Origin of the sequence: Streptomyces sp. NPDC002130 (genome assembly GCF_040296465.1) — a bacterium.
Taxonomy (GTDB): Bacteria; Actinomycetota; Actinomycetes; order Streptomycetales; family Streptomycetaceae; genus Streptomyces.
The window spans coordinates 1-2,298 of the sequence record NZ_JBEOXI010000578.1 but is presented as its reverse complement, the minus strand read 5'-3'; the positions used below and the strand labels follow the sequence as shown (position 1 = coordinate 2,298).

The window sequence follows — 2,298 nt, the reverse complement described above, 5'->3', positions numbered from 1 at the left end:
CGGTGCACACTGGCGGTGGGACGAGTGCGTGACTGCGGGGTGAGGCAGATGCACAGCCGCTTCCGGAGCGACCGGCGGTTGACCACCCGCATGGGAGCAGCTCCTCACGCAGATGGGCGAAGCAGCTGCTGAGCAGCCGGGAGACGTGCATCTGCGAGATGCCGAGCTGTTCGGCGATACGGCTCTGCGTCATGCCCTTGAAGAACCGCAGATAGAGGATGATCCGCTCGCGCTCCGGCAGCGCCTCGAGGCAGGGCCGGACGGCCACCCGGTTGACGACGATGTCGAAGGCCGGGTCGGGCCCGCCGATCGCGTCCCCGAGGGCGTAACCGTCGGTCCCGGGCATCTCCGCCTCCAGCGACAGTGCGGAGAAGCACTCCAGGGCCTCCATGCCGGTGCGCACCTCACCGTCGGTGAGCTGGGCGAACTCGGCGATCTCGGCGACCGTGGGGGCGCGCCCCGGGGTGGTCTGCGACAGCTCCTTGGCGGCGTGCCGCACCCGGTTGCGCAGGTCCTGGACCCGGCGGGGCACGTGCAGCGTCCACATGTGGTCCCGGAAGTGGCGCTTGATCTCGCCCGTGACCGTCGGCACCGCGTACGCCTCGAAGGCGTTGCCGCGGGCCGGGTCGTAGTGGTCTACCGCCTTCACGAGGCCGAGAGCCGCCACCTGGTAGAGGTCCTCGAGGGACTCGCCGCGGCCGCGGAAACGGACGGCGATCCGCTCGGCCATCGGGAGCCAGGCCTCGACCAGCTCGTCCCGCAGGGCCTTGCGCTCGGGCCCCTCGGGCAGCCGCGCGAGACGCGCGAACGCCGCCGCGGTGTCGGGGGCGTCGTCGTGGGGGTGCGTTCGGGTGCTGCCGGCGATACGCATGGTGCGCACCTCCCTGAGCAGGTGCTGAATAGGTACAGACACCGTGGGAAGCGCGGCCTCGGACCTCCGGGAAGCACCGGGAGTCCGGGCGGCCGGCTCCCCACATACGTGCCTCCTGTCCGAAGCACTGACAATTCAGACAATACGGCATTTGGGGGATGCGGGCGCTCTCAAGGTCGCTGCCATTTCGGGTACGCCTCTTGACCTTGCTTGACTTCGCCTTGGGCCGATTAGCTCTGCTACAGAGTTAATCTCGGCCGCATGGAGCCGGAAACCTTCCTCGAAGAGCTGGCCGACGCGCTCGTCGCCGTCCAACGGCTGATCCGACGGCGGCTGCGGCGGCAGATGCCCGACCCGCGGCTGCGCGGTGCCGAGGTGGAACTGCTGCGCCTGGTCGTGGCACGGCCCGGCGTCGGCATCTCCGACGCGGCCAAGGACCTCGGTCTGGCGGCCAACTCGGTGTCCACCCTGGTCAATCAGCTGGTGGGGGCCGGCTGGCTGGTCCGCGAGACCGACCCCGCCGACCGGCGGGCCGCCCGGCTGCTGCCCACCCCGGCCGCCGAGGCGCGGCTGGACGAGTGGCGCAGACGCCGCGCCGAGCTCGTACGCCGCCAGGTGGCGCGCCTCGACGAAGCGGACCGCCAGGCGCTGCACGCGGCGATCCCGGCCCTGCGCAAGCTGGCCGACACCCTGCACGAGGAGGCCGAGCACTCATGACACGGGACACCGCCCCATCCCGGGCCGACGGGACCGCCCCCGGGGCCGACGCGCTCGATTCCCGGGCTGACGGGACCGGCTTCCGGGCTGACGCGTCCGATTCCCGGGCTGACGGGACCGGCTTCCGGGCTGACGCGCCCGATTCCCGGGCCGACGGGAGGGGCCTCCGGGCTGACGCCGTCGCCTGTACCGGGCTCGCCTACGCCTTCGGTGACACCAACGCCGTGGACGGACTCGACCTCACCGTCCGGCAGGGCGAGGTCTTCGGCCTGCTCGGGCCCAACGGCGCGGGCAAGACCACCGCCATCCGCTGCATCACCACCCTGCTGCCCGTGCCCGCCGGCATGGTCCGCGTCTTCGGCCACGACGCCGCCGGGGACCGCATGGCCGTACGCCGCCTGCTCGGCTACGTACCGCAGCAACTGTCCGCGGACGCCGGACTCACCGGACGGGAGAACGTCGCCCTGTTCGCCCGGGTCTTCGACGTGTCTCGCGCCCAGCGCGCCGAGCGCGTCGCCCAGGCGCTGGCCGCCGTCGACCTCGCCGACGCCGCCGACCGGCTGGCTGCCACGTACTCCGGCGGTATGGTCCGCCGGCTCGAACTCGCCCAGGCGCTGCGCTCGTCATCGCCTCCGACCAGGAATCGGCGCGTGCGTACGCCAAGCTCATCCGGGAGATCACTGGCACCGGCGCGACCCTCGTGCTGTCGG

The 2,298-nt window shown here is 72.1% G+C and carries 1 protein-coding gene and 2 pseudogenes; 2 read left to right on the top strand and 1 reads right to left on the bottom strand.

Annotation, left to right across the window (positions count from 1 at the left end; genetic code table 11):
- Nucleotides 1–94: 94 nt before the first annotated feature.
- Nucleotides 95–871, bottom strand: a pseudogene (locus ABT116_RS43020) (RNA polymerase sigma factor SigF); the annotation flags it as partial.
- A gap of 261 nt (nt 872–1,132) precedes the next feature.
- Here ABT116_RS43020 and ABT116_RS43015 point away from each other — a divergent pair.
- Nucleotides 1,133–1,588, top strand: a complete 456-nt coding sequence (locus ABT116_RS43015) for a MarR family winged helix-turn-helix transcriptional regulator (RefSeq protein WP_351646180.1) — start codon at nt 1,133–1,135, stop codon at nt 1,586–1,588.
- Nucleotides 1,585–2,214, top strand: a pseudogene (locus ABT116_RS43010) (ATP-binding cassette domain-containing protein); the annotation flags it as partial. The gene ABT116_RS43015 and the pseudogene ABT116_RS43010, both read left to right, overlap by 4 nt.
- Nucleotides 2,215–2,298 lie beyond the last annotated feature (84 nt).

What these genes read in the sequence shown, in the direction of transcription:
- ABT116_RS43015 (WP_351646180.1), top strand. Translation starts at nt 1,133, where the DNA reads ATGGAGCCGGAAACCTTCCTCGAAGAGCTGGCCGACGCGCTCGTCGCC.